General features: G+C 72.4%; 14 protein-coding genes and 1 pseudogene. 3 read left to right on the top strand and 12 right to left on the bottom strand.

All coding sequences use genetic code 11. The features are described 5' to 3' along the window. Window positions 1-137: 137 nt before the first annotated feature. From ACWD3H_RS36805 to ACWD3H_RS36775, 7 genes are all read right to left on the bottom strand, one after another. Window positions 138-1,268: an ABC transporter substrate-binding protein gene (locus ACWD3H_RS36805; RefSeq protein ID WP_355562029.1), complete on the bottom strand. Its 1,131-nt coding sequence runs from the start codon at window positions 1,266-1,268 to the stop codon at window positions 138-140. 14 nt (window positions 1,269-1,282) lie between these two features. Beyond that, complete coding sequence (locus ACWD3H_RS36800; protein WP_355562032.1) at window positions 1,283-1,693, bottom strand: nuclear transport factor 2 family protein; 411 nt, start codon at window positions 1,691-1,693, stop codon at window positions 1,283-1,285. After that, window positions 1,693-2,004, bottom strand: coding sequence for a hypothetical protein (locus ACWD3H_RS36795; protein ID WP_355562035.1), 312 nt, complete (start codon window positions 2,002-2,004; stop codon window positions 1,693-1,695). The genes ACWD3H_RS36800 and ACWD3H_RS36795 overlap by 1 nt, the downstream gene beginning before the upstream one ends. Continuing rightward, window positions 2,004-3,077: a class I SAM-dependent methyltransferase gene (locus ACWD3H_RS36790; RefSeq protein ID WP_355562038.1), complete on the bottom strand. Its 1,074-nt coding sequence runs from the start codon at window positions 3,075-3,077 to the stop codon at window positions 2,004-2,006. The genes ACWD3H_RS36795 and ACWD3H_RS36790 overlap by 1 nt, the downstream gene beginning before the upstream one ends. A 100-nt stretch (window positions 3,078-3,177) precedes the next feature. Beyond that, complete coding sequence (locus ACWD3H_RS36785; protein WP_451958285.1) at window positions 3,178-5,211, bottom strand: oxidoreductase; 2,034 nt, start codon at window positions 5,209-5,211, stop codon at window positions 3,178-3,180. Window positions 5,212-5,735: 524 nt separating this feature from the next. Continuing rightward, window positions 5,736-9,746: an AAA family ATPase gene (locus ACWD3H_RS36780; RefSeq protein WP_451958284.1), complete on the bottom strand. Its 4,011-nt coding sequence runs from the start codon at window positions 9,744-9,746 to the stop codon at window positions 5,736-5,738. Continuing rightward, window positions 9,747-10,874, bottom strand: a complete 1,128-nt coding sequence (locus tag ACWD3H_RS36775; protein WP_355562047.1) for an exonuclease SbcCD subunit D — start codon at window positions 10,872-10,874, stop codon at window positions 9,747-9,749. Window positions 10,875-11,015: 141 nt separating this feature from the next. On the opposite strand from ACWD3H_RS36775, the gene ACWD3H_RS36770 reads away from it, so the two are divergent. Both ACWD3H_RS36770 and ACWD3H_RS36765 read left to right on the top strand, forming a co-directional pair. Then, window positions 11,016-12,533, top strand: a complete 1,518-nt coding sequence (locus ACWD3H_RS36770) for an alpha/beta hydrolase family protein (RefSeq protein WP_355562049.1) — start codon at window positions 11,016-11,018, stop codon at window positions 12,531-12,533. A 232-nt stretch (window positions 12,534-12,765) separates the two neighbouring features. Continuing rightward, window positions 12,766-14,247: an LCP family protein gene (locus ACWD3H_RS36765; protein ID WP_451958283.1), complete on the top strand. Its 1,482-nt coding sequence runs from the start codon at window positions 12,766-12,768 to the stop codon at window positions 14,245-14,247. Window positions 14,248-14,271: 24 nt separating this feature from the next. On the opposite strand, the gene ACWD3H_RS36760 is transcribed toward ACWD3H_RS36765, so the two are convergent. From ACWD3H_RS36760 to ACWD3H_RS36750, 3 genes and pseudogenes are all read right to left on the bottom strand, one after another. Beyond that, window positions 14,272-15,285, bottom strand: a complete 1,014-nt coding sequence (locus ACWD3H_RS36760; RefSeq protein WP_355562054.1) for an enolase C-terminal domain-like protein — start codon at window positions 15,283-15,285, stop codon at window positions 14,272-14,274. Window positions 15,286-15,520: 235 nt separating this feature from the next. Continuing rightward, the gene (locus ACWD3H_RS36755) at window positions 15,521-16,882 is read right to left on the bottom strand and encodes an MFS transporter (RefSeq protein ID WP_451958286.1); all 1,362 of its coding nucleotides are present in this window, start codon (window positions 16,880-16,882) and stop codon (window positions 15,521-15,523) included. 42 nt (window positions 16,883-16,924) lie between these two features. Then, window positions 16,925-18,134: pseudogene (locus ACWD3H_RS36750) on the bottom strand (RNA-guided endonuclease InsQ/TnpB family protein); the annotation flags it as partial. 392 nt (window positions 18,135-18,526) lie between these two features. Between ACWD3H_RS36750 and nhaA the strand changes: the two are divergent. Further along, entirely contained in the window at window positions 18,527-19,843 is a 1,317-nt protein-coding gene (gene nhaA / locus ACWD3H_RS36745; RefSeq protein ID WP_355562065.1) for a Na+/H+ antiporter NhaA, read from the top strand. A gap of 221 nt (window positions 19,844-20,064) precedes the next feature. Here nhaA and ACWD3H_RS36740 read toward each other — a convergent pair whose 3' ends face one another. Together ACWD3H_RS36740 and ACWD3H_RS36735 are read right to left on the bottom strand one after the other, a co-directional pair. Continuing rightward, on the bottom strand, window positions 20,065-21,219 hold the full coding sequence (locus ACWD3H_RS36740; protein WP_451958282.1) for a VWA domain-containing protein: 1,155 nt from the start codon (window positions 21,217-21,219) through the stop codon (window positions 20,065-20,067). After that, complete coding sequence (locus ACWD3H_RS36735; protein ID WP_451958281.1) at window positions 21,212-23,749, bottom strand: DUF5682 family protein; 2,538 nt, start codon at window positions 23,747-23,749, stop codon at window positions 21,212-21,214. Before ACWD3H_RS36735 ends, ACWD3H_RS36740 begins: the two co-directional genes overlap by 8 nt. Window positions 23,750-23,918: the final 169 nt, after the last annotated feature.

Genomic DNA, 23,918 nt, shown 5'->3' with positions numbered 1-23,918 from the left:
GACGGCGCAGTAGCCCTCGTCGTCGCAGGCGTCCCCGCCGGTCTGGGCGGCCTTGACCGCCCTGGCGGCCGGTGACTGCCCGGTGCGCTCGGCCGCGGGGTGTGCGGCCCCGGGTCACCTCGGGCGTACCCCCCGGGTCACTTCGGGCTGTACGCCTTGGCCTTGGAGACCACCGCGGCGGAGTCGAACTCGTTGGCCGCCGGCAGCAGGCTCGCGTCCCAGACGTCGGCGATCACCGGGTCCTTGGTGATCTGCCCGGCGCCCTTGGTGTAGGCGGCGGTCTTCGTCCACTCCTGGTCGCTGATCGCGCCCCAGTCCGCGAAGGTCTCCGGCTCGCCGGTGGTGGGGGTCGCGGTCTTCAGCCACGCCGCCATGACCTTGGTGTCGTCGGCGATCCGGTCCTCGGCGGACTTGCCCGCCAGGATCTGCGGGAAGACCGTGTAGCCGATGCGGGCGGCGGCCTCGTTGTTGACCGCGGAGAAGAGCATGCCCTGGTAGCCGGCGCGCAGGAAGCGGGTCAGCACGTCCTTCTTCTCGTCGAAGGCGTCCTTGCGCACGGCGAAGGTGATGGAGCGGATCCCCTGGAACATGTCCGGGTTGGGGAGGTACTCGTAGGTGACGCCGGAGTTCTCGATCGTGGCGTACGCCTGGGTGTAGAGCGCGAGCGCGTCCACCTGGCCGCTGCTGATCGCGCTGGCGGCCTGCGCGCCCACACCGACGGGCAGCAGCTCGACGTCCTTCTCCGGGTCCAACCCGGCCTCGCGGACGTAACCCCGCGCGTACGGGCTGGAGCCCGACGCCAGGCTGATGACGCCGATCTTCTTGCCCTTGAGGTCGGCGCCGCTCTTGATGCCGCTGCCCGGCTTGACCGCCATGACCCACGGCCAGTTCTGCACCAGGCCGCCGATCGCCTTGACCGGCACGCCCTTCTCCACCGCGGCGAGGATCGAGCCCGCGTCGGCCGCGGTGATGTCGGCGCTGCCGGACGCGACCGCCTGGATGGCGGCCACGGACCCGTCGGCGTTGATGGTCTCGACGTCCAGGTTCTGCTCGTCGAAGAAGCCCTGGTCCTTGGCCACCGCGTAGGCGGCGACCTCCTCCTTGGGGCCGATGACCGCCGAGGCGATGGCGAAGGTGATCTTTCCTCGGGCGGTCTGGGCACCGTCGGCGCCCTCGGGGGCGGCGGTGTCGCCTCCACCGCAGCCGGCCAGCATGGTCAGTGTCGCGACGGTGAGGGCGCCAACGCCCAGTCGCAGGGATTTCTTCACGTACGGCACCTCTGTCAAACCGATGGGGTGGGGGGTGTCAGGCCTGGGAGGGGGAACCCGGCCTCGCTGAGGTCGTTGTAGACGTGCTGCTCGGCGATGAGACCGTCGCGGATGACGAACACGTCCACGTAGCGGATGCCCGAGAAGGGGGCGCCGGCCAGGTCCTCGCCGTACAGGGTGCCCAGGGAGGTGACGACGACGGCGTCGTCACCGTCACCCTCGAAGTACCGTTCGCGGTTCTTGCGCACCCACAGGTAGCGGCCACCGGCGCCGGCGACCATCTCCGACAGTGAGGTGAAGACCAGGTCCCCCGGGAAGACGAGCCGCACCCCCGGCGCGAGGAGCCTGGCGGCCTCGTCGAGGTCGCGGTCCTCGCACAGTTGCAGGTAGTGGTCGACGAGCTTGGCCGCCGTGCCGGTGGCCATCAGCCGGCCTTGGCCGCCAGGGCGGCTTCCCACTGGTCGCGCAGCGGGTGCTCGGCGGGGCCGCTCTCCGCGATGATCCTCATCAGGCGGTTCATCATCGCGTCGCGCTGGTGCTCCAGGGTCCGGCGCTCCGCCTCGTCGGGCACCAGGGAGTCGAGCTCTCCCTCGGAGAGGACGTCGTGGCGGACCAGCAGCGCCTCCAGACCGTGCAACCGCTGGTTGGCGACGTGCAGGTCGGTGCTGAGCTGCAGGACCAGGTCGAGCAGCTTGCCAAGGTGACGGTCGCGGAAGTAGTCGAATTCGTCGCTCATCAGTTCTCCGGCTTGTTCGCGGCGAGAGCCGCCCACGGGAAGTGCCATTCGCGCCGGTCGCCCCAGCCCTCGGGGCGCACGCCCTCGTTGCGCTCGTCGAACGGGGACCAGGACGCGTCGGTCAGACCGGCCTCGCGGCAGAACTCCAGGAGGTCGGAGGCGAACAGGTCATGGAAGAAGGGCTCGTTGTTGCGCTCGGCGTGCTCGAAGATCGTCGCGTCCCTGAACGGGTCACCGGTCGGCTGGAACTCCAGGAAGCGGAGCGCCCCACCGGGCCGCAGCAGGCGAGCGGCCTCCTGGATGGTCTCCCGTACCGCCTGGGCCGGCATCTCGTGCAGCACCATCGTGCCGGTGACCACGTCGCAGGAGCCGTCCGGCAGGCCGGTCGTCCTGCCGTCGCCCTGGAGGTAGGTGATCGCGACGTCCTCGGCCTCGGCCTCGGCGTGCGCCAGGCGCAGGCCGGGGGCGGCGAAGTCGATGCCGATGACCTCGGCCTGCGGGTAGCGCTTCGCGAGCGGGCGGGTGCTCTTGCCGAAGCCGCAGCCGATGTCGATCACGCGGGCCGCGTCCGGCAGGTCGGGCAGCGCGGTCTGGGTGAACAGCTGGTGGAACTTGTAGCCGTCGTTGTCGCGCAGCATGACGATCCGCGCGCCGAACTCGTAGACGTAAGCCGACAGGTCATCGGAGAAGAACCCGCCGGGCTGGATGTGGATGTCGAAGTCGGTGTACCAGTCCGGCAGCTCCACCTCGGAATTCAGCACGAGCTTGCCCTTCGGCGCCGCCACCTCGCCCAGTTGGTCGACCAGGTCGGCGCGGCGGCTGATGACGGCGTCACCGGCCGTCTTCCACAGCATCTTCTGCTGCACCCGCTCAAGGTGGCTGAACCACGAGTAGAGGCTCAGGTTACGGAAACGCTCGCCGGCCTCCTCCACGGTCTGCGCGGGAGCGCCGTCGGCGCGGTACTCCTCGGCGAGGGCGGGGTAGAGCGTGTCGGCCCACCTCTTGCGCATCGCCAGGATGTAGTCCACGGTGGAGCGTTCGTCGAAGGTCAGGCGATCCTCAATATCGATCATGGTTCTCCTTCTAGAGGTCGAGCGGTGCCCCTCTACGGCGCCGCGTCGGGGTCGACGGGGAACGGTGGCGGTGTGGTCGGGGCGTGGTTCGGGGCGTGGTTCAGCGCGCACGGGCCAGCGCGGTCGCGCCGCTGACGGCATCGGTCAGGAAGGTTCCGGCGAGCCGTCCCTCATAGACCGCCTCCAGCGCGGTCCGCGGCGCGTTGGCGTCGCCGACGACGTGCACGCGGGGGGCCTCGGGCAGGGCGTCGAGCTCGCGGTAGAGCTCGTCCACGGCGGTGGGGGTGCCCGCGTCGACGATCGCGGTCACGCCCGGCATGGTCTCCACATCACCGCACAGGGTGTCGCGGAGGGTGAGCAGGCCGCCCTCGACGCCCTGCGGGACGCGCAGCGGGTGGACCTTGACCCCCAGTTCACCGAAGCGGTGGGTGAGCGCGAGCCTGGAGTACGTGGTGATGCGGGCCGAAAGCGAGGCGGTCGGGGAGAGCAGGTGCACCTTCGCCCCCAGCCCGGCCAGGTGCTCGGCGATCGACGCGGCGGGCCAGGCCCCCTCGTCGTCGCGGACGACGACGGTGCCGCGCAGCGGCGAGGCCGGGTCCTCCAGGGAGGCGACCGCCTGCCACAGGTCGAATACCGAAGGCCCGCCCGGCAACTCCCGCCGCCTAGGCCGCGAGCCCGTCGCCACGATGACGTCGTCGACGCCCTCGTGGCGACCTCCCGCGAGGAGGTCCGCCGCCTCGACGCGGTGCCCCAGCAGGATCGTGATCCGCTCGGCGGCGACGTCCCGGCTGAGTTCCGAGGTGAGCAGCGCGAGGCGCTCCCTGCCGGGTACCCGGGCGGCGATCGCCACCTGGCCGCCCAGCTCGGGGCCGGCCTCGGCGAGCGTCACGTCGTGGCCGGCGCGCCGGGCCGACAGCGCCGCCTCCATGCCCGCGGGACCGCCGCCGACGACGAGGACCCGGCGGGGACGGGCACCGGCGAGCGGCGACTCCGCCCTCGTCCGCCGCCACTCCCGTTCGGCGCCGACCTCGGGGTTGACCACACAGGAGATCGGCAGGCTGCTCTCCAGCCGCCCGATGCAGCCCTGGTTGCAGGCCAGGCACGAGCGGGACTCGTGCGAACGGCCCTCCATCGCCTTGCGGACCAGGTGGGGGTCGGCGATGTGCGGCCGCGCCAGCCCCACGAGGTCGGCCTCACCGGAGGTGACCAGCTCGACGGCCTCGGAAAGGCTGTCGAGCCGGCACACCGCCAGCACGGCCAGGTCGGGGAAGCTCCGCTTGAACAGCGCGGCGTGGTGCCGGAACGGCGCGTGGCCGAAGCTCATGTCGGCCATCTGCGTCGCCAGCGAGTAGCTGCCGTGGTAGGCCGAGTGGCTGACGTGCACGTAGACGAGCGGGAACTCACCGCGCAGCAGCCCGACGACCTCCAGCATGTCCTGCGGCGTCAGACCGCCGGGCAGGAACTCGTCGGCGCTGATCCGCAGGCCCACCGGCAGGTCCGGCGCCTGCCGGGTCACCGAGGCGAGCACCTCGCGGGTGAGCCTGAGACGCCCGTCGAGGTCGCCACCGTAGCCGTCGGTCCTGGTGTTGGTGACCGGCGAGAGGAACTGCTGGAGCAGGTGGCCGTGGCCGAGATGGACCTCCACGCCGTCGTACCCGGCCTGGGCCATGCGGCGGGCGGCCGCGCCGAACGCGTCGACGACCGTGGCGATGTCACCGTGTCCCATCGCGTGCGGGACGTGCGCCCCGGCGGCCCACGGCACGTCGGCCGCCGACCAGGCCGCGGTGCGGGTCGCGTCCCCGGAGGCCTGCCGCCCCGCGTGCATGATCTGGGCGAAGATCCGTGTCCCCTCGGCCCGCACGGCCTCCGCGACCTCGGCGTAGGCCGGGATGGAGGAGTCGTCGAAGCTGCCCAGGCTGATGTGCCTGCCGGCGCTGGTGGGATGGACCCGCACCGCCTCGGTGATGATCAGCCCCACCCCGCCTCTGGCACGTTCCAGGTGGTAGGCGGTGTGCCGGGCGGTCGGGCGGTTGTCCAGGCCGAAATTGGTGGTGTGGCCGGGCACGAAAACCCGGTTGCGCAGCGACACCGGCCCCAGCCTGACGGGCGAGAACAGCGGTCCCGGATCCGGCATCGTCGCCCTTCTTTCTCTCGGTGGCGTGAATGTGACCGTGGGCACCCGTCGGATCCCCATCGTTCCGTTCAGCGGTACGGCGTTCAGATGAACCGAACGGCGTGGAACGAACAGTAAGGAGTGACAAAGAGGGAGTCAATGGTTGATTTGAAATTCCGGGCAGCCGTAACATGCTTCTAACCCATCCCCAAAAAGACCTGATCCACCGCCGGTGCGGCACCCCGAACGGAAAGGACACACCGGTACGGCCCCTCGGACACCCTCGCCTTCGAGTCACGCGCCCCGCGAACCGCGCCGTCCTGACGCACGGCGTTCGGCACGCGGCGTTCGGCACGCGCCGATTCATGCCGCGATGAGGTCCTCGGCAGACCAAGCCCTTCAGCACCGCTCGCGGTGTTCGGCGGGCGACCACGTCACGGGGCTTGAGCAACAACGAAACGGCCAGCAGGTCACGTCCCGCTGAGTGGTGTGACTCAAGCCGATCATGTGACGTCGGCGCCTGTCACGCGACTACGAGTATCCGATCATTGGCGGACCGTCGAGCCGCGGCGCTCCTTGCGGATGTGCAGTTGGGCGGGGACCCGGGTGCGCAGCTCGGCGACGTGGCTGACGATGCCGACCGCGCGGCCGTTGTCGCGCAGGCCGTCGAGGATGTCGAGCACCCCGTCGAGGGTGTCCTCGTCCAGGGTGCCGAAGCCCTCGTCGACGAAGAGCGTGCCGATGTCGACTCCCCCGGCCTCGGCGGTGACCACGTCGGCCAGGCCGAGGGCCAGGGCCAGGGAGGTGATGAAGCTCTCGCCGCCCGACAGGGTCGCCGGGTCGCGGCCGACGCCGGTCCAGCTGTCCAGGATGTGCAGGCCGAGCCCGCCGCCGGACCTGCTCCGGTCGCCGGCGGAGCGGTCGCGGTTGTGCTCCAGCAGGTAGCGCCCGCCCGACATGTGGTCGAGCCGCTCGTTGGCCGAGGCGACCACCTGGCTGAGGCGCTCGCCGAGCACGTACGAGGAGAGCCGCATCCGCCACCGGTTGTCGGCGGAGTTCCCGCCGGTCAGGGCGGCGAGCCGGTCGGCCAGGCGGTGCTGCTCGTCGGCGGGCCGCCAGCGTTCCAGGCAGGCGGCCAGCTCGGTGCGGAGCGCGGCCAGCCGGGCCAGCCGGCTCTCGGCCTGGCTCCGCTCGGAGAGCAGACGGGCATGGGCGGCGTCGGCCGCGTCCCGCGCCTCGCGCAGGCTCAAGAGGTCGGGTTCCGGCTCGGCGGCGGCGGCGACCAACTCGGGGTCGGCGAGCATCGCGGCGACCGCGGCGCTCTCCGTGGCGAGCTCGTGGAGACGGGCGGCCTTCTCCTCCCGGTCGGCGGGAGAGCGTACGGCCGCGCGGGCGTCGTCCAGCCCGAGAAAGCCCGCCTCGACGACGGCGCTCAGCGCCCGGTCGCGGGCGGTCACCAGCTCGGCGGCGCTGACCCGCTCGTCCCTGACCGCCTCGACGGCCTCCCTGAGCAGTTCCGCCTCGTCGGCCAGCCGGTCCAGCCTGACGGTCAGCGTCGGGTCCTGGCCGCGTGCCTCGTCGATGCGCCCGGCCAGCCGCTCGGCGTCGGCGCCGAGCCTTTCGACGTCCGTACGGCGGGCCGCCAGGTCGACGGCGAGTTCGCGCGAGCGTTCCCGGAGCCGCTCGGACTCGGCGGCGATCCCGGCCGCCTCCGCCGCCAGCGCCGGCTCGGCCTCGGCCGACTCCCGGAGCGCGGCCAGCACCCCCTCCGCCTCGGCGAGCTCGCCCGCGGCGTCGGGTACGGCCAGGTCGGTCCGGGCGCTCGCCTCCCGGTGGGCCGCGGTGACCTCGACGGCGTGGACGGCGGCGGCCAGGGCCGCGGAGAGACGCTCGGCCTCCGCCGCCAGGCGGTCGCGGCGGGCCTGGACCGTGAGGTCGTCGCCCCGGGCCCCGTCCAGGCGGGCGGTCAGGCGCTCACGCTCGGCCTGCCATCCCGCCAGGCGGGCATGGCCTTCGGCGAGCCGCCGGGTGATCTCCTCGATCCGGGTTCTCGCGCCGTCCAGCTCGGCGGCGATCCGCTCCACCTCGGCGGCGAGGACGTCCTCGGCGCCTGCCGTAGAGGTCAGCGCCTCCAGTTCCCGTTCGGCCTCGGCGAGGGTCTCCCCCGCCCGTTCCCCGGTCTCCTCCCCCGCGACGGCGAGGACCTCGTCGAGGCGGGAGAGCAGCACCGTGACCGTGGTCTCCGCGCCCCGGCGCCGTTCCTGGGCCGCCTCGTAGGCGCCCTGGGCCGCGTGCTCGTCCTCGGCGGTGTGCGCCTCGTCGGCCGGGGCGGCGGGAGCGGGGTGGTCGGGCGAACCGCACACCGCGCAGGGGTCGCCAGGGGTGAGCTTGGCGGCGAGCTCGGCGGCCATGCCCTCGATCCTGGACCGCTGGATGTCCTGGTAGCGGTCGCGGAGCGTCTGCGCGAGGTCGGTGGTCTCGACCTGAGCGGCGCGCGCGACCTCCAGCTCGGCGCTGAGCGCCTCGCGGCGCCGTACCGCGGTGAGCACCGCGGTGGCGGCCTCGGCACGCGCCCGCGCGGCCGGAATTCCCGCCCCGGCGGCCCTGGCCTCGTTCAGCCGTACGGTCGCCTCCGCCGCCTCGGCGGGCAGCCCCTCCCGGCGCTCGCGGACCTCGGCCTCCTGCCGGGCCGCCTCCGCGAGCTCACCGTCAAGTGCGGCGATCAGCCCGTCGAGTTCGGCCAGCCGGGCCTCCTCGACCCGCAACCCCTCCAGTCCGGCCAGCTGTCGCCCGCACCCCCTCTCCCGGGCGGCGAGGACCTCGCGGATCTCACCGGGTTCGACGGACGGGCCGGCGCCCTCGCGACGGGTCCCGAGCACGTCATGGGCCTCGTCCGGAAGCGTGTCACCGCTCCCGGCGGGAAGCCCTGCTCCGAGCGGGTCGTGGGCTTCGGGAGTGGCGAAGGCGTCGCGGACCCCTGGCGGGAGAGCGGCAAGCCCGGCGGCGAGGTCGGCGCGGGCCGCGGCCAGGCCGGCGGCGAGGCGGTCGCGCTGCTCGGCCGCCCGGAGGCGGGTGGCCGCGCCCTCGACCGCCGACTCGGCGGCGGGGATGCGGGCGGCGTCCAGACGGGCGGCGGTGAGACGCTCGTCCACCTCCCGCCGGAGCTCGGGGATGACCTTCAGGCGGGAGTCGGCCACGGCCTGCGCGGCGGCCAGCTCGACGATCTCGCGAGCGGTCCTCTCCCGCTCCTGGACGATCTCCGTCAGGCGTGACTCCTCTGCGCGCAGCTCGCCCAGGCGGGTGATCTCGCTCCGGCGATCGCGTTCCAGCTCGACCAGGTGGCCGAGCAGGGCGTGACGGCGGTCCGCGTCGGCGTCCGCCCGGTCCCGGGCGTCGTCGCAGAGCGCGTCGGTACCCGTACGGTCGCGGACGACGTCGGAGGTGGCATCGAGGAGAGGGAGTGCGCGGGCGACGGCGTCGGCGGCCAGGCTTCGAGCCTTGGTCGCGGCCTCGGCGCGCTGCTCGGCGCCCTGGATCAGCGGCAGCACCCGGTCGGCGGTCGCCGCCTCCTCCAGGAGGGTCTCCAGGTCCGCCCGTTCCTCGGCGGTCTCCTCCAGCGCCCGGCTCCTGGTCAGCGCCTCGGCGTGGCGGCGGCGCCGGTCGGCCAGCGCGGTGCCACGTTCCAGGCTCTCGCGCGCCTGCCATACAGCGGCCTCGCCGCCAAGGCCCACACCGCTCAGCCGCGTGACCTCCCGTGCCGCGAGTTCCTCGACCGCGTGGGCCCATCCCAGCGGGTCATCCTCCACCGAGACCTCCGCCGAGGCCTCCGCCGAGGCCTCCGCCGAGGCCTCCGCCGAGGCTTCGGTCAACGCGGCCGAGAGCGCGGACCCCGCGGCTTCCTCAAGGCGTTTCACCGCGAAGTCGACCTCCTTGCGGAGGGCCTGCTGCTCGCGGAACGCCTCGGTGCGCCGGTCGGCGAGCCAGGACTCGGCGGTGGCGTAGACCTTAACCGAGAAGAGGCGCTCCAGGACCTTGCGCCGGTCCTCCCCGTCCGCACGGAGGAACTTCGCGAAATCCCCCTGGGGCAACATCGCGACCTGGAGGAACTGCTCGGCGTTCATGCCGAGCAGGGTGCCGATGAACTCCCCCGCCTCGTCGACCCGGTTGGTCAGTCCCACCCACTCCCCCGAGGGGGCGAACTCCTGGAGCAGTGCCTTCTCGTTCTCCCTGGTCGTGCCGGTGCCCCTGAGCTTGGGGCGCTGCCAGCCGGGCGACCGGGTGATCTTCAGCCGGCGCCCCCTGATCGTGACCTCCAGGGCCACGCTGGGCCCACGTCCCGGGGGCGCGTGGTCGCAGCGCAGGCTCTTGGCGCTGTCGCGCCTGCCCGGCACCCTGCCGTACAGGGCGTAGCAGAGCGCGTCGAGCACCGTGGTCTTGCCCGCCCCCGTGGGGCCGTGGATCAGGAAGAGCCCCGCCTCGGCGAGGGCGTCGAAGTCGACCTGCTCCTCACCGGGAAAGGAGCCGAAGGCGGTGATCCACAGACGGTGCGGGCGCATCTACGCCATCGCCTCCTTCGCGCGGGAGGCCTCGACGGCCCTCTGCAGCAGTTCGGTCTCGGCGGGGTCGGCGGCCTCGCCGCGCACCTCGCGGACGAAGTCGAGGGCGACCTCGATCTCGGGGCGCCCGGCCACCCTGGGCCGGGTGACGGTCTCACCGACCCCGCCCTCGGGTTCGAAGGACAGCGCGAGCGTGTGCGGGAAGCGGGACCTGAGCCGCTCCATCGCGCCCTTGGGCCGGATCCGGTCGACGAGCGTCACCTGGAGCCAGTGGTCCTCGTAGCGGGCGTGCTCGGGTGCGGCCAGCAGGTCGTCGATGCGACCGGTGAGCCGGCTGACCGGCCTGGGCACCGGAGCCTCGGCGAACTCCGCGCGCTCGTACCCGCCGGGGCCGATGTCGACCAGCCAGGACCCCTTCACCTGGCCGGCCTCGGAGAAGGAGTAGGCGATCGGGGAGCCGGAGTAGCGGACGGTCTCGCTCATCCGCTGGCGACCGTGCAGATGGCCGAGCGCCACGTAGTCGACACCGTCGAAGGCGGACACCGGGACGTGCGCGACGCCTCCCACGCTGATGTCGCGCTCGCTGTCACTGCCCCGTCCCCCGGTCACGAACGCGTGGGCGAGGACCACCGACCGAGGTCCGCGCCGGGTGAGGTCGGCGCGGATCAGGGACATGGCGTGCCCGATCGCGGCGGTGTGGGTGCGCTCGGGCAGCTCCCAGGGGGCGCGCACCAGCTCGGGCTCCAGATAGGGGATGCCGTAGAAGGCGACGTCGTCGACGACGACCGGCTCGCCGACCCGCTCGGGGTCGGTGCGCAGGTGGACGCCTGCCGCGTCGATGAGGTGCGCGCCGAAGCCGAGACGGCGCGCCGAGTCGTGGTTACCGCTGATCAGCACGGTGCGCGCCCCGGTGTCGACCAGTCGTCGCAGCGCCTGGTTGCACAACTCGACCGCGTCGACCGAGGGCAGCGCCCGGTCGTAGACGTCACCGGAGACCGCGACCACGTCGATCCGCTCCGATCTGACGGTCTCGATCAGATGGTCGACGAAAGCACCCTGGGCGGCCAGGAGACTCTCCCGGTGAAACGAGCGGCCCAGGTGCCAGTCCGATGTGTGCAGCACCCGCATGTCGCACGAAGCTAACAGGACTCAGCGACAAATGTGGCCACTCACATCACTCGGATCGCCCGTCCCGCTCAGGGTTTTCGTCCATGAGTACGCTTGAAGATCGGAGGGAACGATACCGGGAAACGACGATCACGGAGGCGAGTGACGATCGGGGATCGGATCGGTAACCAGGCCGGCCGTGGCGTTCTGAGCGTCGCCTCCGGCCTGATCCTCGTGGTTCTCGCGACGGTGGGCTACACCCTGCCGCCGCCGTTCGACCCGACCCCGCTCCGCGCCGATCCGGTCTTCCAGACCCTTCCTCCCCAGCCGCCGGACGAGGTCAGGCCGGTCGCCGCGACCAGGCAGATCACCACGCAGGACGTCACCGTCACGGCCGAGGACGGTACACCGCTCGAGGCGACGATCCGCGCGCCGGTCGCCCCCGGACGCCACCCGGCGCTGGTCTTCGTGCAGGGGGCCGGGCCCGGGGTCAGAGGAGAGTTCACGACCCAGGCCGAGTGGCTGGCCAGGGCCGGGATCGTCACCCTCGTCTACGACAAGCGGACCGTGGGCTACGACTTCCGCAACCGCGACTTCGGCCTGCTCGCCCGCGACGCCCTGCTCGTTCTGGAGGAGCTGCTCGTCCGCGACGACGTCGACCCGGCCAGAGCGGGGCTCTGGGGGGTGAGCGAGGGCAGCTGGGTGGTGCCCATCGCCGCCACCAGGAGCAGCGCCGTCGGGTTCACCGTGCTGGTGTCGGCACCCAACGTCTCCCCCATGCGGCAGGTGACCTGGGCACTGGGCGAGCAGCTCGAACGGCTGTACGCGCCCAGCGGGGTACGCGAGCTGCTCACCCGCGCCATGGGCGCCGTCGACATGAACTTCCTGCGCTACGACGGCCTGCCCGCGCTGCGCGGGATGCGGCAACCGGTCCTGGCCCTGTACGGCACGCGCGATCCCTCGATCCCGTTCGTGGAGAGCAGCATGGCGTTGACCGGCGCGCTCACCGAGGGCGGCAACAGCGACTACACCATCCGCTACCTCGACCGCGCCGACCACGGCATGCGCGTGCACGGCGGCCCGTTCGCGCCCGGCTACCTGCAGACGCTGGCCAACTGGGTCCTGGGCCTGCCCGGCACGGCCAGACCCGTGGTGCGCATCGCCGGCGCCACGCCGATCCAGCGCCTGGCGGCCAGCGACGTTCCCGCGGCTCCCTGGTACGCCGGGGGGACCGTCATCGGGCTGACGCTCTGCCTGGCCGCGGTCGGCTACGTGGTCGGCCCGGTGGCCGAGATGGTGGTGCGGCTCCGCGGCCGGTCACCCGCCGCGGAGGCCAACGCCCGGATCTGGCCACCGGTCCGGCGACGGTTCCGCCGGATGGCGTGGACCGGGGCCGGGCTGCTCGTCTCGGTGGTGGCGTTCATCACGCTGCTCGTGCTGTTCTCGGTCAACCAGGCCGGGGCGTGGCCCGCGGTGCTCACCGGGTGGCTGGTCATCAGGGTCCTGGCGCTGCTGATGCTGCTGCAGGAGGTCACGGGCGTGGCGGCCGTCGTCGCGGGGTTGCGGGAGGGCTGGGAGCCCTCCCGTCCGCAGAGTTTCGCGATCGCCGGGGTGCTCGGCGGCACCGCCCTGCTCCTGGTGGCCGCGGCCTACTACGGCCTGTTCGCCTTCCCCTGGTGATGTCCTGATCGCCGGCGCGACATCTCGGCGGGTTCCCGTTCCACCCACGCCACCTCTCGCATCCTGACCCGCCGGCGAGACCCGGAAGGTCAGGGACGGTCGAAATCACAGGATAAAGCCTTGTCGGCTTCCCGAGTTGTTCACCGACTTGTCGCCCGCGACCTGGTTTCGCCCCCCTACCATCTCCCTGCGGCGGTCAAGTCCGAGTCGAGCGCGAGGAAACGGGGAGCAATTGCGGGACAGATCAAAGCCGCCCGGCGTCGGTGCGGTCATCGGCTGGACGGCGCTGGCCGCCATCGCCCCGGGTGCCGCGCATCTGCGCGCCGGATGGCGAAGGACCGGGCTGGCGCTGCTGTGCGCGTACGCGGCGCTGCTGCTGGCCCTGCTCTGGGTCGCGCTCACCTCCGACCTCGGTGACCTCGCCGGGCAGTTGGTCTCCTCCTCCTGGCTGACCGGCGTCACGGTGACCTCCCTGGCGCTCGGCGTCGCCTGGTTCGTCCTGGTCGTGCACTCGTTCGTGGTGATGAACCCCGGCACGCTGCCCGGCGCCGGGCAGGCGGTCGCCGGGGTCCTGGCGGGAACGCTCGCGGTGGCCGTACTGCTGCCGTTCGGCCTCCTCGGGCAGTACGCGGCGGTCTCGCAGTCGGCACTGGACGACGTCTTCAGTGCCCCGCCCACTTCACGCCCCACCAGCGGCGGGGGTGGCGAGGACGACCCGTGGACGAGCCGCGACCGGGTGAACATCCTGCTGCTCGGCGGGGACGCCGACACCCACCGGGTGGGCGTGCGGACCGACAGCATCAACGTGGCCAGCGTGGACGTCAAAACCGGCAACACCGTGCTGCTGAGCCTGCCGCGCAACCTGGAGAACGTCCGCTTCGTCCCCGGCTCCCCCATGGCGAGGCGCTTCCCCGACGGATTCAGGCTCCCGGCCAACCCGGACGGCTCGCGCGAGGACCTGCTCTTCGCCGTCTGGGAGTACGCCGACGCGCACCCGGAGATCTTCGGGGGCCGCGAGAGGCAGGGAGCGAAGACGCTCATCGACACGGTCGGCTACACGCTGGGCCTGAAGATCGACTGGTATGCCCTGGCCAACATGTGGGGCTTCGCCCGGCTGATCGACGCGATCGGCGGGGTGACGGTGACCGTGCCCCAGGACGTGGTCTTCGGCAAGTACGACGAGGGCCTGGTCAAGGCGGGTACCCGCAAGCTGCGCGGCGCCGACGCGATGTGGTTCGCCCGCTCGCGCACCAACAGCGACGACTACACCCGGATGGGACGCCAGCGGTGCGTGCTGGGCGCCCTGCTCTCCCAGGCGGACCCGGCGACCGTGCTGTCGCGGTTCAACCAGGTCGCACTGGCCACCAAGGAACTACTGCGGACCGATATCCCGCGCCCGATGCTGGAGCACCTGGTCCCGCTGGCGCTGAAGGTCAAGAACGCGAAGGTGACCAGCGTCCAGTTCGTCCCGCCGCTGATCAACACCGGCTACCCCGACTGGAGCAAGATCCGCACGGTCACCGCGAAGGCCCTGCACTCCTCGGCCGTCACCAGGCGTCCCCTCACCGCCACCGCGGCCCCCACAGCGGCCCCCACAGCGGCCCCCACGGCCACCCCCCAGGCCACGACCTCCCGCACGCCCCTCCCCAAGGCGAGCACCACGGCGAAGCCGGACCCGACCGCTCCCAAGGGCATCACCGAAGGCTGCGGCTGAGCAGGGCCGACCGGGAACGTCGCGCTAGGCCGAGTACGACTCCTTGGCCAGGCGGCGGACCCGGGCCTCGTCGATGCGGTGGCCCAGGCCCGGCTGGGTGAGTGGCACGGCCACCACGCCGCCGGAGGCGCCGACCGGCGGGTCGACGATCTGCGCGCTGCGCGGCGGTTCGGCCACGTCGCAGGGCAGGGTGCAGCCGGGCAGGCTGGCGGCGGCGACGGTGGCCGCGCGGGCCAGCCCGGTGCCCCGGCCTCCGGCGCAGGCGATCTCCCATCCGGCGCGCACCACACGGTCGTGCACCCGCCGCACCTCGCGCAGGGAGCCCAGGGCCGATGGGCGGAGCAGCAACGCCCTGCCCGCCCTCGCGGCGATCGCCTCGCCCAGTTCCGCGGCCGAGGCGACCTCGAGCAGGACCGGGGCGGCGACGCGCTGCTGCAGGTCGGCGTGGTCGGCCAGACCGGCGGGACCGGCGAAGGGGCGTTCGATGGCGGAGAGCGTGTAGGCGTCCAGCGCCTCAAGGGCGGCGACGTCGCGGTAGGCGCCGCGGGCGTCCACACTGATGCCCAGCGCGGGGTACGCCTGGCGGACGGCGCGCAGCGGCTCGATGTCCCAGCCGGGATGGACGTCCAGGGTGACGTGGGCGTACCCGGCGCAGACATGCCGGTTCACCCGGGCGACCAGGCTCTCCAGGTTGCGGTCGGCGCCGATCCTGACGGTGGCCATGAGGGAGGTACGGGTACCGCCCAGCGCGTGGGCCAGCGGCACTCCACGCATCCTCGCCCACAGGTCCCAGCAGGCCATGTCGGCGGCGGATCCGCCGGGGACGGCGCCGAGCTCGTCGGGGTGCTCCCAGTCGACGCCGATCAGCGCCTGCGCGAGCCCCTCCTCCAGCGCGACCCAGGTCTTGGGGTCGGCGTCGACGACCTCGCCCCACCCGGTCATGCCCCCGTAGTCGGTGAGCCGGACGAGGATGCTCTCCGGCCGCCTGCCGTACGGCAGGACCAGCCGGAACACCTCAAGCTCACGGACACGCGGCATGACCCCTCCTTGACCTCTCCGAACCCGGGGAATTCAAGCTCCTAAAACACGAATCCCGCCCGAAGGCGGGACTCCTCTCAACACCATCGGGAACGGCGTTCTTCCATGGTGCCACGGCGACCCGCGAATGCCTCCTGCTTGTGAGGGTGGGTTTTGGTCCAGTTTTTCCGATATTTCCGGCGCTTTCGGCGCGGAGAGAACTCAGGTCGGGTAAGGGGGCAGCCCCAGGAAGAGCTCAGCCCCGGACAGAGGCGTCGGCTCTGACCCGGGCGCCGACCAGGATTCCGGTGGTCGCCATCAACGCCGCCAGCCCGAAACAGAGCAGGTAGGCGACGGCCGAGGCGCCCAGTGCCGCCAGGAGCGCGCCGGCGACCGCGACGGAGACGACCGTGTACACCGACTCCGCGACCCCCAGCGACGCGCTGTTCTCCCCCTCCTCCCCCGGGGGTGACAGCTCCAGGACGAGTACCGACAGCGTCGGGTACACGATGCCCATGCCGAGCCCCAGGACGATCTCCCCGAGGAAGGCGGCGGCGACCGGGACGACGGCGAAGACCGTCAGGCCCATCAGCACGAGGCCCGCGGCGATCAGCGCCGAGCCGCAGCGCAGCACCAGTGCCCGGTCGAAACTCCGGCGGCCCACGACCCACGAGCCGAACGACCAGCTCAGCGCGCCACCGGTCAGGGTGAGCCCGGCCATGGTCAGCGACAGGCCGCGCTCCTGGTTGAGCATCAGCGGCAGGAACGCCTCCCCGCCGATGGCCGCGCCCGCCGCGATGCCCCGCAGTGAGATCACCGAGGGCAGACCCCTGGCCGCGCGCAGGGTTCCCTCGGGGAGCAGCCGGGGCAGCGCCGCGACCAGCGTGGCCAGACCGACGACGAGCAGGACGAACCCGGCGCCGCGCGCCGCGCCCCCGTACTGCATCAGTGCCGCGCCGACCGCGACGAGCACCGCCCAGCCCAGCCGTCGCGCGATCGAGGAGCGCGGACCGGTCTGCGGCCGGTCCGACATGGGCGCGGCGGCCAGCCCGCGCCAGAGCAGCAACGCCGCGGGGAGGAGGAGCACCGTCACGCCGATGAAGACCCAGCGCCAGCCCGCGTACTCCACCACGAGGCCGGTGATCACCGGCCCGACCATGGAGGGCACCACCCAGGCCGTCGCGAAGATCGAGAACACCCGGGGGTGCGTCTCGGCCGGGTAGACCCGCGAGACCAGCACGTACATCGCGACCTGGAAGACGCCTCCGCCGAAGCCCTGCACGAAACGGCCCACGACGAACACGTCCATCGTCGGCGCCGCCCCGGCCACGACCAGCCCGGCGGCGAAGAGCGCCACACCGGCCCAGAGCGGCGCCATCGGCCCCCTGACGTCGCCCCACCGCCCACCCAGCACCGTCGCGATCACCCCGGCCGCCATCGCCCCGCTGAACGCCAGCCCGTACAGCGCGTGACCGTCCAACTCGTCGGCCACGACCGGCATGGCGGTGGCCACCGCCAGGTACTCGAAGGCGACCAGGGAGATGAGCGCCACCATCCCGACGGTCAGGGCACGGTGCCGCGGGGCGAATATCCCGGCGGCCCGCTTTTCGCCCGTCATGGTATCGACCTCCTCCCCTCCCTGAAGGGAGGGGTTTCCCAGGGTCGCCCCAAGGGTTTCCTGTTTCATCGGGCCGAGCCTCCCCGGAAAACTCCGGGGCCGGTCTTACCAGCCCTCCGCAGGCGTTTTACCTCTCGACCAGCCCGGCCGCGAGAATGTTTCTGGCCGCGTTCACGTCCCGGTCGTGGGATGCCCCGCAGGAGGGACAGGTCCATGACCGGACGCTCAACGGCATCGACTCGTTGACGTGGCCACAGCCGTGCGCAGAGCACAGCTTCGACGACGGGAACCAGCGGTCCACGACCACGAGTTCGCGCCCGTACCACTGGGCCTTGTACTCCAGCATCGAGCGGAACTCCCGCCACGACGCATCCGAGATGGCGCGCGCCAGCGAGTGATTGCGCATCATATTGCGGACGGTCAGGTCCTCGATCGCGAGCGTTTGGTTCTCGCGCACCAATCGAGTGGTGACCTTGTGCAGGAAGTCCCGCCGCCGATCGGCGATCCGGGCATGGGCACGGGCCACCTTCACCTTTGCCTTGACCCGGTTCGCACTGCCCTTCGCCTTGCGGGACAACTCGCGCTGCGCCTTGGCCAGCCGTTTGCGGTCGGCCCGCTCGTGACGCGGGTTGGAGATCTTCTCCCCGGTGGAGAGGGTGAGCAGATGATTCAGTCCGGCGTCGATCCCAACCGTCTGCTCGACGGGCGCAAGCGGGCTGATCTTCTCTTCGACCAGCAGCGACACGAACCAGCGGCCGGCCGCGTCCTTCGACACCGTCACCGTGGACGGCTCCGCGCCCTCGGGCAGCGGACGCGACCACACGATGGCCAGCGGCGCGTCCATCTTCGCCAGCTTCAACACGCCTTCCCGGAACGAGAAGGCGTTGTTCTGGAACGTCGCCGATGCCCGCGACTTGCGCTTGGACTTGAAACGCGGATAGCGGGCACGCTTGGCGAAGAAGTTGTTGAACGCCACCTGCTGCTGCCGAAGCGCCTGCTGGAGCGGCACGTTCGACACCTCGCGCAGGAACTCCAGTTCCGGATCCTGCTTCCACGCAGTCAGCCATTTGGCGGCTTCCACGTACGAGGTCGAGACGCGCTCGTCGGTGTAGCGGCGGTTGCGTTCGGCCAGCGCCTTGTTCCAGATCAGCCGGACACACCCGAACGTGCGGACCGGTAGATCCGCTTGCTCGGGGGTCGGGTAGAAGCAGTATTTGAAGGCCCGCTTCACGATCTGGGACGTGCTTAACATGATATTGCATGATCATGTTAAGCACGTCGGCCGGTTCCGGCCTATCTCCGCCCTGAAGGACGGAGTCTGCGGCCTTTATGAACGAGATCATGAGCCGACGGTACGCCCGGCACTCCGCCCCTGACATCGGGCCTCCGTGTCAGTCCTTGGTCGTAGGACCGGTCTCCCGGCAGCGGGTCGAGCCCGGACACGAACCGCTCGGTGCCGTTGGCCTCCACCGGATCGTCGACCCGGTGGACGAGCCTGCGGAACCGGCCGGCGGGCGGTTCGGCGGCCGACCCGTTCCCATGACCCTGGAGTCGGTCGGCGGCGGCCCCGCGGGTACAGTGGCCGGTGGTGCGCCGGGAAGTCTGGTCGGCTGTGGCTGACCCGACCCCGAAAACGGAGCGCTGATGACCAAGACCCCACCTGGCACGTCCCGCCTGCTCGGCCTGGGCTCGTGGCCCGAGGCCCGTCGCATCGCCGGCATCCTCCGCGAGGAGACCGTCGGCGGAGCGCTGCTGCTGGCCGGTGCGGTGGCCGCCATGATCTGGGCGAACTCCCCGTGGTCGGGCGCCTACGAGGCGCTGCGTGCCTTCAGGATCGGCCCGGCGGCGCTGCACCTGGACCTGAGCCTGGCGACCTGGGCCGCCGACGGGCTGCTGGCGATCTTCTTCTTCGTGGCCGGCCTGGAGCTGAAGCGCGAGTTCGTCGCCGGTGACCTGCGCCAGGTGCGACGGGCCGCGGTGCCGGTCGCGGCCGCACTCGGCGGGGTGATCGTCCCGGCCGTGCTGTACCTGCTGCTCACCCTCGGCTCCGGTGCCGGTTCCGGCGCGGCGCGGGGCTGGGCGATCCCGACGGCCACCGACATCGCGTTCGCCCTGGCCGTGCTCGCGGTCATCGGCCGGTATCTCCCCACCGCGCTGCGCACCTTCCTGCTCACCCTGGCCGTGGTCGACGACCTGGTGGCCATCATCATCATCGCCCTCTTCTACACCGAGCACCTGTCGGTGCTGCCGCTGCTGGGCGCGCTGCTGCCACTGGCGGTCTTCGCCATGCTGGTACAGCGCCGGGTACGCGCCTGGTGGCTGCTGCTGCCACTGGCCGCCGCCACCTGGACGCTGATGCACGCCTCGGGCGTACACGCCACCGTCGCCGGCGTGCTGCTGGCCTTCACCGTGCCGGTCCTGCGCAGCGAGCGCGCCGGTGGCCCGGAGGCCGGACCCGGCCTGGCCGAGCACTTCGAACACCGCCTGCGGCCGATCTCGGCCGGGGTGGCCGTGCCGGTGTTCGCGTTCATGTCGGCCGGGGTGAGCCTCGGCGGCCTGAGCGGTCTGGCCGGCGCCCTGAGCGACCCGGTCGCGGTGGGCGTGGTCGTGGGCCTCGTGGCGGGCAAGCCCATTGGGATCATGCTCGCGACCTGGCTGGTGGCCCGCTTCACCCACGCCCACCTGGACGAGGGGCTGGCCTGGGTGGACGTGGCCGGGCTGGCCATCCTGGCCGGTATCGGATTCACCGTCTCCCTGCTCATCGGGGAGTTGGCCTTCGGCGCCGGCAGCGAGCGTGACGCCCACGTCAAGGTGGCGGTCCTGACCGGCTCCCTGATCGCGGCGCTGGCCGCGACGGTGATCCTTCGCCTGCGCAACCGCGTCTACCGGCGCATCCACGAGGCCGAAACCGTCGACCGCGACCACGACGGCATCCCCGACGTCTACCAGGAACGTTCCTGAGAGGCCGGGAAGCCTGCTGAGCACGGCGGAGAACCGTGGCTCGACGTGCCGCCGGGAGGCCACCGGGCGGAGAACCGTCCGAGACGGCCGCGTGACCGGCCCCGCCTGCGACGGCGGCTGATCCGTCGCCGGGTCGAGGTGCCGCCTTCGGTCCGAGTTCGGCCCCTGACGTCCTGGAGAAGGTGGGCCCCCGTGGCCTTGCCTCCTTCACCAGGACGGGATCAGGTGGCGGTGCGCTCCAGTCGGCGCTCGGCCCACTGGCCGATGTCGCGGCGCTCGATCGCCGCGGCCATCAGGTCGGGAAAGGCGTCGGGGGTGCAGGCGAAGGCGGGCACCCCCATGGCCGCGAGCGCCGCGGCGTTGTCGTGGTCGTAGAAGGGCGCGCCCTCGTCGGAGAGCGCGAGCAGCACGATCACCTGGACGCCCGCCGCGGTCATCTGGGCGACCCTGCGGAGCATCTCCTGCCGCACGCCGCCCTCGTAGAGGTCGCTGATCAGGATGAAGATCGAATCGTTGGGGCGGGTGATGAGGCCCTGGCAGTAGGCGATGGCCCGGTTGATGTCGGTGCCGCCGCCGAGCTGGGTGCCGAACAGCAGCTCGACCGGGTCGTGGAGCTGGTCGGTGAGGTCGACGACCGCCGTGTCGAAGACGACCAGCGAGGTCTTCAGCGAGCGCATCGAGGCGAGCACCGCGCCGAACACACTGGAGTAGACGACGGAGGCGGCCATCGATCCGCTCTGGTCGATGCAGAGCACCACCTCTCGCTGGACCGCTCGCTGCCTCCTGCCGTATCCGACCAGCCTGGACGGGATCACGGTGTTGCGCTCCGGCAGGTAGTTCCTCAGGTTGGCGCGGATCGTGCGATCCCAGTCGATGTCGGCGACCCGCCTGGGCCGGTGGGTCCTGGCCGAGCGGTCCAGGGCGCCGGTCACGGCGGCCTTCGTCTTCTGAACCAGCCGCCGCTCCAACTCGGAGACGACCTTGCCGACCAGCGCCCTGGCCGACTCCCGTGCCTTCTCCGGCATCACCCGGTTGAGCGACAGCAGGGTGCCGACCATGTGCACGTCCGGCTCGACGGCCTCCAGCATCTCCGGCTCCATCAGCAGCCGGGTCAGGTTCAGCCGCTCGACGGCGTCCTTCTGCATGACCTGGACGACGGTCGAGGGGAAGTAGGACCGGATGTCGCCCAGCCAGCGCGCCACCCGGGGCGCGGAGGCGCCCAGGCCACCGCTCCGCTCGACCGCCCCCGCACCGGCGCCGTCGTACAGCGCGGCCAGTGCCCCGTCCATCTGGGCGTCGGTTCCGGCGAGCGAGCACCCGGTGCCGTCGGCGTCACCGCCCAGGACCATCCGCCAGCGGCGCAACCGCTCATCCATCGCTGCTCCCCGTCCTTCCCAGAATCGCCAGCACGGTCCGCACGGCCGCCGCCGCGCGTTCCTCGTCGAACTCCTCCGCGTCCGGTGCCCGATCCGCACCGCCAGAGCCGAGAGAGCGGACGCGCGAGCCGATCGAACGCCGCTCAGGCGCGGCGAAGGCGCCGAACGTCCTGCGGAGCAGGGGCAGCACGTCGACGAAGGTCTCCGGGGCGAGTCCGGTGAGCCACTCGTCGACCAGCCCGAGCAGCCGGGAGTCGTGGACGAGCAGCAGCCCGCCCCCGGAAAGGAACCCCTCGATCCAGGACGCCGCCCTGGCCGGCGGGTGCCCCGCCGACATCGCCAGCGACATCCGACGGCCCGCCTCGGCCGCGTCGAGGTCGGCCGCGTCCAGCAGGATCCTGGTGAGCCGGCCCTCGATGAGCCCGTGCAGGTCGCTGCGGCCGGAAGCCCCGCGCAACGCCACCAGCCACCGTCCCTGCGGAGACTCCTCCTCGGGGCGGGCAGCGCCTCCCGAGGCTCCGCTGCTCCTCGCCTCCTTCGCGCCCGCCGGACCGTCCAGGCCCACGGAACCGGCGGAGGCGCCCGGATCACCCTGAGCCCCCGTCTCCCGTGAACCACCGAAGACGCCAGGACCGGCGGGCACCGCTTCGAGCAGGGAGACGGCGGTGTGGACGGCGTCGATGTGACGGATCAGGTCACGGGCGGCGTCGTCGTCGAGGCCGGTGACGGCGCCACCGAGGCCGACGCAGATCCTGGTGAGCATCGCCCAGGCGATGGCGGTCAGGCCGGTGGCGGGGGTGCCGCGCACGTCGCCGTATCGCTGGGCGCGGACCATCGCCGGGAGCGCCGCCATCAGGTGCGTGACGTCGCCGTCGAGCGCGGCCCGCGCCGACAGGGCGTCGAGCACGTGCGGCAGCGCCTCCGGCAGGTCGGCGAGCAGGCAGTGCTCCACCAGGCCGGTGAGCCCGGCCAGCGTGACGCCTCCGGGCGCCCCGCCGCCGGACGGCCCCCCGGTCCCGGCCGCACCGCCTCCCCGGCCCGGCATCCCCGAGCCGGGGGTCCCGCCGGACGCCCCGGCCCCGTCGGCGAGGTCGCGGACGCGGGCGGCGGCCGCCGCCGGGACGGTCGTGCCCCAGGAACTCGCCTCGATCAGGTCGATGTCGAACTCGGGCCGCCAGGTGAGCGACCACGACTCGCGGAAGGTGCCCTTGCTCCGGCTCTCCTGGGGAGTGCCCCAGCCGACGCCGAGCAGGCGGAGCCTGTGCAGCAGCCTGCTGCGCTCCAGGTCGAGGGGTTTGCGCAGGTCGAGGTCGTACTCACGGTCGAGCGCCTCGGGCTTGAGCCTCACCCGCCGCTGCTCCTCGCGCAGGTGGCGCTGGAGGGGGACCATCGGGGTGCTGTCCGGCACCTGGCCGAGCCGCTCCCCCACGACCATGCGCCGCTGGATCAGCTCCACCGGCAGGTCGTCGCCCTCGCACAGCACCGCCCTGACCGCCTCGGTGACCTCCGCCAGCCCGGCCAGGGGCCGTCCCCTGAGCACGGCCAGGCTTTCGGCGAGCCGGACCGCCTCGATGACGTGGGCGGAGGAGACCGGCAGGTCCTCCTCACGGAGCACCCCGGCCGCCCCGGTCAGCCACCGTTCGACGGGGCGGTCCGGGGAGGCGAACAGATGGTGGTACCAGCCGGGGGAGGTCACACCCGCGCCGTACCCGCTCCAGGAGGCCAGCCGCCCGTACGTCCACGGCACCCAGGTGATCTCGGCCCTGACCTTGGGCAGCCCTCTGAGCAGCGCGTCGTCGGCCTTCACGGTGGGCAGCCCGGCTCCCCAGGGCGCCCCCGCACCCGCCGTGCCCGCCAGCGCGGGGACGTGCCAGGCTCCGCAGACCACGGCGATCCGCTCGAAGCCGTCCCGGATCGCCCTGCGGATCGTGCGCCGCATGAAGGCCTCGCGCCGCGCCTCGTACTCGTCGGCGACGTGTCCCTCGCGGACCGCCTCCACGGCCTGGGCGATCATGTGGAACGGGGTGTCGCCGCGGTGCTCGACGGCGTCCTCCCACCACCGCTCCGGGTCGTCGTATCCGGCGGCGCGGGCGAGGGCCCCGATCGGATCGACCTGTACGGCGTCATCCGCCGTCTCACGATGGAAGCCGGGAACACCCGTGTCCGGCTCCTCTCCTGGCCGCGGCCCGGCGTCGCCGGTCGCGCCGGGGCGGGAGGCGAGGCTGTGCGCGGCCGGCAGGTCGCAGAAGCGGACCGGGATGCCCGCCCCGACGGCGTGGCGGAGCGCCTGCCACTCGGGGGAGAACACCGCGAACGGCCAGAACGCGGCGGTGGACGGCTCGCCCGGCACGTGGGCGAGGAGCGCCACCGGTGGCTGGAGGTCGGGGTCACGGGCCAGCTCGACCAGCTCGTCCGCCTCGGGCGGGCCCTCGATGAGCACGATGTCCGGCTTGAGGCGGTCAAGCTCGTCGCACAGGGACCGCGCCGACCCGGGTCCGTGGTGCCGGATCCCCAGCACGGAAACGCTCATCGTTGCCCCCTGACCGGCGAGGAAGCCGCCTCACCGACCGGTGGCACCGGCGACGTGACGCGATGGCGACCGCGCGGGGTGGCCACGGGCGTGCCACCCGATACGGGACCGAGGCCAGGTGAGGAAGCCGCCTCACCGACCGGCGGCATGGCGCGATGGCGACCGCGCG

This window comes from Streptosporangium sp. NPDC002607 (genome assembly GCF_053592655.1).
This window is presented reverse-complemented; position numbering and strand designations above follow the sequence as displayed.

Excerpts from the sequence above, each read along its gene's own strand:
- ACWD3H_RS36760 (WP_355562054.1), bottom strand. The coding sequence starts at position 15,285 with ATGCCGCGTGTCCGTGAGCTTGAGGTGTTCCGGCTGGTCCTGCCGTAC.
- nhaA (WP_355562065.1), top strand. The coding sequence starts at position 18,527 with ATGACCAAGACCCCACCTGGCACGTCCCGCCTGCTCGGCCTGGGCTCG.
- ACWD3H_RS36780 (WP_451958284.1), bottom strand. The coding sequence starts at position 9,746 with ATGCGCCCGCACCGTCTGTGGATCACCGCCTTCGGCTCCTTTCCCGGT.
- ACWD3H_RS36755 (WP_451958286.1), bottom strand. The coding sequence starts at position 16,882 with ATGACGGGCGAAAAGCGGGCCGCCGGGATATTCGCCCCGCGGCACCGT.
- ACWD3H_RS36775 (WP_355562047.1), bottom strand. The coding sequence starts at position 10,874 with ATGCGGGTGCTGCACACATCGGACTGGCACCTGGGCCGCTCGTTTCAC.
- ACWD3H_RS36785 (WP_451958285.1), bottom strand. The coding sequence starts at position 5,211 with ATGCCGGATCCGGGACCGCTGTTCTCGCCCGTCAGGCTGGGGCCGGTG.
- ACWD3H_RS36735 (WP_451958281.1), bottom strand. The coding sequence starts at position 23,749 with ATGAGCGTTTCCGTGCTGGGGATCCGGCACCACGGACCCGGGTCGGCG.
- ACWD3H_RS36740 (WP_451958282.1), bottom strand. The coding sequence starts at position 21,219 with ATGGATGAGCGGTTGCGCCGCTGGCGGATGGTCCTGGGCGGTGACGCC.
- ACWD3H_RS36790 (WP_355562038.1), bottom strand. The coding sequence starts at position 3,077 with ATGATCGATATTGAGGATCGCCTGACCTTCGACGAACGCTCCACCGTG.
- ACWD3H_RS36795 (WP_355562035.1), bottom strand. The coding sequence starts at position 2,004 with ATGAGCGACGAATTCGACTACTTCCGCGACCGTCACCTTGGCAAGCTG.
- ACWD3H_RS36800 (WP_355562032.1), bottom strand. The coding sequence starts at position 1,693 with ATGGCCACCGGCACGGCGGCCAAGCTCGTCGACCACTACCTGCAACTG.